This window comes from Candidatus Accumulibacter aalborgensis (assembly GCF_900089955.1).
Taxonomy (GTDB): domain Bacteria; phylum Pseudomonadota; class Gammaproteobacteria; order Burkholderiales; family Rhodocyclaceae; genus Accumulibacter; species Accumulibacter aalborgensis.
This window is the reverse complement of record NZ_FLQX01000065.1, coordinates 1-5,569: the sequence shown is the minus strand read 5'-3', so window position 1 is coordinate 5,569 and position 5,569 is coordinate 1. Positions and strand designations below refer to the sequence as shown.

Here is a 5,569-nt window from a genome sequence, read left to right as displayed (position 1 = left end):
GGCAAGCGCTGCGCTCCGCACCAACCTGCTCGGTACGTGTGGTAGGGGGGCTAAACGCTTACTATTCGACAAATACCATTGAAGGCGACTGCCGTTGAATTGGCTTTCGCCGACCGTTATTCGCTGGCAGCCTTGAAGACAAGCGAGGTATTGGCGCTGTCCATCGATCAATTGAAAAGGCTGGCAGAGCGCTTGGCAAACGATATTCTCTTGTTCAATCAGCAGGCCTGCTCGTCACCGCGTAGCATCTTCTGGATTGGCGGTACTGAGGATGAAATCTGCTCGGCTCGCGCGCGCTTCTGGCAAGCGCTTGAAGATGCGGCGAGCCGCTTCCCGAATCCTCCTCATGCCGTGATCGCTCGCATTACCGACGCATTCCTGCTGGCGGCCAGTGGCGGCGTCAGCGATATTTACTGCCGCCTTAACAGCTTCCCGCTGCGAGGCTTCGGAAACCGCATTACGGACCCGGAACGAAGACTGCATGGTGGGAACGGGTTTCTCACGGAGTATTCACTGGATCACCTAGCCCAGCTTGCAAGCCGTCTCTGCGCACGTGATCAAACGCTGGTTGCTTTTGGCTTCATGAGCGAAGAACTCGTGGCACTCACACGTCAACTACCCGGCCGGGCGGTTGACCGCATCGTCGGCCCGGGAGAAGCACTGAATTTCGATCCCGTTTGGGATGGAATGGATCTGTTTGCCGTTCTGACTAGGGAAATACGGATTAACAAACCGGTGCAACTATAACGAAGACTTAGTGAATACCCAGTATTTTTGCGCGAGAAACAGCAGCCCCGCATTCAGGAGCACAGCCCCCGCTTGTACCCATGGTGCAGACAATTGCGCGTTGTCGACCAGCCAGTAAAGCAGTGCCAGGTTGAGAAGATAACAGCCGAGATGAAGCAGCAAATACCGACAGAATGATCTGGTTGGACTGCCTGCATGGGAGAATGTCCAGCGCCTGTTCACGAAGAACGTCTGTAGGACCCCAGTGGCATATAGGATAGTCATCGCAAGCTTTGGATCCACACCCAACCACGTGATGCCCAAGAATACCAGGTAGAGAATCAGATTGGAAAACACCCCGACCAACCCAAAGCGCACGATTTCACGAAGCAGGCTAAAGTCGCCACTTATTCCCACGATAAGGCCAGAAACAGGGTCACAACAGACGGCCGTTGAGCATGACCTGATCCAGCAAGCGCTTGGCCTCCAGCAATCGCCGATACCATCCGACCGTAAACATCCAGGGCTCCGAAGACACTCGACCGGTCTTCAGGGCTTCATAGATCTCCTTGACGCCATCTTCTGGTCTATGGTCCGGCGCAAAACCGAGAACCTGTTGGACTTTTTTAAAGGAGACATTGTAGTTTCTTTTGTCTGGATCGTCCGGAACGACTTGGACCTCGATCGGGAAGGGCACCACCTCGCGCACCGTATACGCCACGTTGAGAACCTGCATGTTCAGCGCGCCAACGTTGAACACCTCGGCGTTTACCTTTGTACTCTCCGCGTCGATAACGCAGCGGAAGGCGGCCGCCGTGTCCGCGACATGGACGAGAGGTCGCCACTGCTTGCCACCTCCGGTGATGAATAGTTTCCCCTTCTCGACCGCGCTGAGCGTCATGACATTGATCACCAGATCGAAGCGCATGCGGCGGGACAAGCCAAAGACCGTCGCTTGCCGCAAGACCGTCACGGTGAATGATCCCGAGGCCAGTTGCAGCACCTCGCGCTCGGCGGCAAGATTTGCTTTTGCGTAAACCGTCAGTGGATTTGGCGTGCAGTTCTCATCGAGATAGTCGGTCTCTCCCTGACCATACACAGAACAACTGCTGGCCAGCACATATCGCTTCACGCCAGCCGATTTGGCGGCATTGGCCACCCTGACCCGGCCGGCGAAATTGATCGCTATCGTAAGAGCGGGATCAAGATCTCCAGCAGGATCGTTCGATAGAGCCGCCAGGTCGCAAACAGCGTCAATTCCTTCGAAATCGGAAGGCAATACATCTCTAATATCCTTGACCAGGAATCGGAATGCCGGATTGTTGGCAAAATCTGCCAGCCGTTCCTTGCCAAAAAAATAGCGGTCGAGTCCGATAACCTGCCAACCATTGGCAAGAAACTGCTCAACCAGCGTAGAACCGATATAGCCTCCCGCACCAGTCACCATCACCGTTTTCATTGTACACTTTCCGGGAATCATGATCCACTCAATGGCGGGTTGCGCCCGCCGCAATCACATCCGCTACCGATGCCAGTACATATGCTCTGGCTTCTGCTGACAGGTCGGGGAAAAATGGCAAGGTAACTGTCCCTTCGCCCCATTCGTAGGACACCGGAAAATCTGCCGGAGCATAGCCGTATTTGCGGTGGTAATAAGTGAGAGTGGGCACCGACCGATAATTGATGGCGACAGCGACACCGCGCTGATTCAGGCCAGCAATCACCTCGTCGCGCAGACGGGGATGCACGTGAATCGGGAAAAGGTGCTGGGCATGCACGACACCGATCTCGGTGTGCGGCATTCGCACATTCAACGCCGCAAGCGCAGTAGCGTACTCTTGAGCCATCGCCGAACGTACAGACAAGCGATCACGAACCGTCGGGATCTGACGTGGCAGCAATACCGCCAGCAAATCCGGCAGGTTCGCTTTTACACCCAGGACCTCCATGTCCCAGTGCCTGTAACCCCCCGTCTGGTAACGATCGACGGCACTTGCCGACATGCCGTGCAAACGCGCACGCATGACCGCTTCGTACAATTCGGCACGGCGCGTGGCAAATGCTCCTCCCTCTCCACAGGTGACGTTCTTGGTGGCGTAGAACGAAAAAAGGGCTGCATCCGAATACTGGCCCGGTCCATAATCGTCGCGCCGGCCCTCAAAGCAATGCGCGCAATCTTCCAGCAGCGCAATTTCTGGCCGGTCGGCCAGCAGATCGGCCAAAGCTCGCATGTCGCACATCTGGCCATACAGATGCACGGCAATCACCGCCTTGGTACGCGGCGTGATGGCCATCTCGACAGCAGCAGGCGTGATCAGCAAGGTCGCTGCATCGACATCGATAAAGACCGGCTTTGCGCCCAACAACTCCACCACGTTGGCAGTTGCGATGAATGTCATTGCGGGCACGATCACCTCGTCCCCGGGTCCGACTCCCAAGGCGAGCAAGGTGGCGAGAGCACCATTCGTCCAGCTATTCATCAACAAGGCATGCGGCACCTCAAAAAACGCCGACAACTGCGTCTCGACCGCCTTGCCAACCATGCCGGATGTCAGAAAAGGCGTGTCGAGGACCCGGGCGACCCCCTCTGCGTCGGCGGCTCCAAGCGAGTGCCGGTAGAAATCAACCTTCATGTTTTTCCCCTTGATCAGTTCCTGCTGGAGCCGAAATGGGCCAACTCGACAAGGGATCCGCCCAGGCAGAGGGATGATCTCCTGCAAAGTTGATCCGTTCGGAGACTACATACAGGGGACGCGCCTTTACCTGCTTGAAAACACGGCCCACGTAGACGCCAACCAAGCCAATTGTTATGGTCGAGACGCCACCGACGATGAGAATCGCCGCCATCAGGCTCGCATAGCCGAGCACCGCTATCTGGCCGAGCAGGGCGCGAACGACGATTGCGATTGCATACAGAATACCGGCGCTTGCGAAAGACGTGCCGACATAGATGGCCAGTTTCAGCGGCTTCTCCGAGAAAGCCAGCAAGGCGTCGACAGCAAGGGAAATCTGCCGCCGCAAAGGGTATTTGGTGTCTCCGGCATATCGCGAGCCGTGCTGCACGTCGACGCTGGTTTGGCGAAAGCCGACCCAGGCGACCAATCCGGAAAAAAAACGCGACACCTCGCGCAGCCTGCATACCTCGCCTACGACCTGGCGCGACATGATGCGGAAGACGCCGACCCTGGGGTCAAAAGTGCCATCGCTCAGATAGTTGAGGCCCCGATAGAACAGCCGCGCCAGCAATTGTTTGAGCACGCCATGCCGACGCCTTTCGCGCCGCCCAAGCACGACGTCGAACCCCTCACGCGCCTTGCCATAAAGCACTGCAATTTCGTCAGGGTTGTCCTGCAAATCCGAGTCCATCACTACTACCCATTCACCAGACGCATAGTCGAGCCCCGCCGACAACGCGACGTGATGCCCGAAGTTCCTGGAGAATCTGATCGCCCGGAGGGCACGGTTGTTGCGCAGAGCCTCCTCGATGATGCTCCACGAGCGATCCACGCTGCCATCATCGATCAGGATGATCTCATGGGTGACACCCAAGTCTGCAGCCGCCAGTTCCACGCGCCTCAGGAACTCTGACAAACACGGCTCCTCGTTATAGACAGGGCTAACGATGCTTAACACTGGACACTTATTCACCGGCAGTAAGTTTCGCTAATACAAAATGGGTGATATTCACAGTCGCTTCAAATGCCATAGAATTCCGCAGGTGATGTTTGATCGTGTCAGTGAGTGGCAGCAGCGCGGTAAGCACAAGTCCTGGTGGAATTGGCAAATCGGAACTTGGCCTGCCGTTCGATGGAGCGCAAAAAATTGTTATAGGAGATATCCTTTTCCCGCGCGATACGCGCATACCCAGTAGCTACGGTCTGGCGCAGCGACGCCACTTTCTGGCAGTAAGCCTGGCCGGAGGCAAAGTCCGTCAATTTGGTTTCGCGGCTCTCTTTCCATTCTGCGAGCGCACGTTCGGCATCTACAGCCGCTACCAGGGCGGCTGCCCCATAGTCGCGAGGAACGCTCTTTGCCAATGACTCCGCGTCGGCAAATTGGTGATTGGGTAGCAGAGTGTAGATCACCTGATCTCGTATTGCGTTGTGGAAATGCGGTTGGCGCTCGTATTCCTTGGCATGCAGGCTACGACCTGACTCCCAATCGCCCATGCGCATCCAGGTGATCACGCCCATCGGTACCGTTAGCAGCAGCAAGAGCAGTACGATCCACCGCGGTTGGCCAATCTGACTGATGACATCAACGAAAACCAACGCAAGGCCGCCAACCGACACGAACAGGAAACGCTCGCTGGCCATCGACCAGGTAGTGAATGGAATGATCTGAAGATAGACCACCCATGGCGTCACGGTCAGGACGACGCCGAGGGGCCAGAGTGCCGGTCGGACCAAGAGCCTACCCAAAGCAAGCAGTACCAGCAACAATCCGATCCCGGAAGTTAGCCAGTGCCACTCGCCCATCCGATACACATCATGGTAAAGCCCAAGGGGATAGGGCATCAGGAGGAGCCTCTCAAGCATGCTGAAAATTCTCGATGCACGATCGAGTATCACGAGTCCACCGGGGTGGTTTTCGATTCGGATACCGGTAGACTCGCCTATTTTCAAATGCACGATCGCCGCGATGGCGACGACGGCCCACGGTAAGATAAGATATGCGACTTTCCTGCTCCAGTGGATCTCAGGCGCATGGCGCCAGTTAGCAGCAACCAATATCGTCAGAACAAGGACTTGGGTCATGCCCGCTGCCTTGCTGAAACACGCGCATAACGAATAAGGATAGATCGTGCGAAGCCACGATCTGATCCGTTTGTTGGACGAGCCCG

The 5,569-nt window shown here is 56.4% G+C and carries 6 protein-coding genes; 1 reads left to right on the top strand and 5 read right to left on the bottom strand.

Translation table 11 applies throughout. From position 1 onward, the window contains the following. Positions 1-63 precede the first annotated feature (63 nt). Positions 64-747, top strand: coding sequence for an acyl-CoA reductase (locus tag ACCAA_RS04610; RefSeq protein WP_342674027.1), 684 nt, complete (start codon positions 64-66; stop codon positions 745-747). Here the strand turns inward: ACCAA_RS04610 and ACCAA_RS22695 are convergent. The 5 genes from ACCAA_RS22695 to ACCAA_RS04585 all read right to left on the bottom strand — a co-directional run. Beyond that, entirely contained in the window at positions 742-1,104 is a 363-nt protein-coding gene (locus tag ACCAA_RS22695; RefSeq protein ID WP_425394452.1) for a GtrA family protein, read from the bottom strand. The genes ACCAA_RS04610 and ACCAA_RS22695 overlap by 6 nt on opposite strands. A gap of 58 nt (positions 1,105-1,162) precedes the next feature. Continuing rightward, complete coding sequence (locus ACCAA_RS04600) at positions 1,163-2,185, bottom strand: NAD-dependent epimerase/dehydratase family protein (RefSeq protein ID WP_186406069.1); 1,023 nt, start codon at positions 2,183-2,185, stop codon at positions 1,163-1,165. A gap of 28 nt (positions 2,186-2,213) precedes the next feature. Continuing rightward, positions 2,214-3,359 carry a DegT/DnrJ/EryC1/StrS family aminotransferase gene (locus tag ACCAA_RS04595; RefSeq protein ID WP_186406068.1) on the bottom strand — a complete coding sequence of 382 codons (1,146 nt, stop codon included), beginning with the start codon at positions 3,357-3,359 and terminating at the stop codon, positions 2,214-2,216. Continuing rightward, a complete protein-coding gene (locus ACCAA_RS04590) occupies positions 3,349-4,359 on the bottom strand; it encodes a glycosyltransferase family 2 protein (protein WP_186406067.1) in 1,011 nt (336 codons plus the stop codon). The genes ACCAA_RS04595 and ACCAA_RS04590 overlap by 11 nt, the downstream gene beginning before the upstream one ends. Before the next feature lie 101 nt (positions 4,360-4,460). Then, positions 4,461-5,569 (bottom strand): hypothetical protein (locus ACCAA_RS04585; protein ID WP_222104797.1); only part of this gene is annotated, 1,109 nt, incomplete at its 5' end.